Here is a 592-nt window from a genome sequence, read left to right as displayed (position 1 = left end):
GTTGATCTGAACCGTGATCGTTCCGTTCGGTGTAGCACCAACGCAGTTGGTGTTGCTGTTGTTGGTTGAAGCTACAATCGTAGGATTTACTGTGATGTTATTTATAGTGAACGGTGTCAGTGATGTGCTGCAGTTTGATGCTGTGTTCGTTGCGCGTACAAAGTAGTCACCTGCTGCTATAGTTGTTGCAATCGTAGCGGCTGAACCCGATGATGCTACTACCGTAGTACCATCACTTTCAAACCACTCGAACGTATACCCTGCTACACTGCCTATCGATACTCCATCAACTTCAATGTCTGTTACCTGTGCTGAACCATCCGCTGGATTACAATCAGCCTGGTGCGTCAGTGTTATAGACGCCTGCTCGATAGCGATTACAGGAAGATCATCCGTTACCGTGAAGGTCGCAGTTGATAAACAGCTGTTGCCCGGAGATACATTATCCGTTACACGTACAGTATATGTACCGGCTGGTAACTGAGAAGCTGTCTCTCCGTTGGCTCCGCCCACTACACCTACCGTTGTGCCGAGTGCTGTCGTTGTTGTATTGCCTTCGAACCATTCGATCGTGAAGTCGGCTACAGGAGCG

The 592-nt window shown here is 48.8% G+C and carries 1 pseudogene; it reads right to left on the bottom strand.

Annotation, left to right across the window (positions count from 1 at the left end):
- Nucleotides 1-592, bottom strand: a pseudogene (locus ACFQ21_RS15295) (hypothetical protein); the annotation flags it as partial.

The organism is Ohtaekwangia kribbensis, assembly GCF_042676245.1.
GTDB lineage: Bacteria > Bacteroidota > Bacteroidia > Cytophagales > Cyclobacteriaceae > Ohtaekwangia > Ohtaekwangia kribbensis.
Note: the sequence above shows the minus strand (reverse complement) of the source record. Positions and strands in the feature narration are given on the sequence as shown.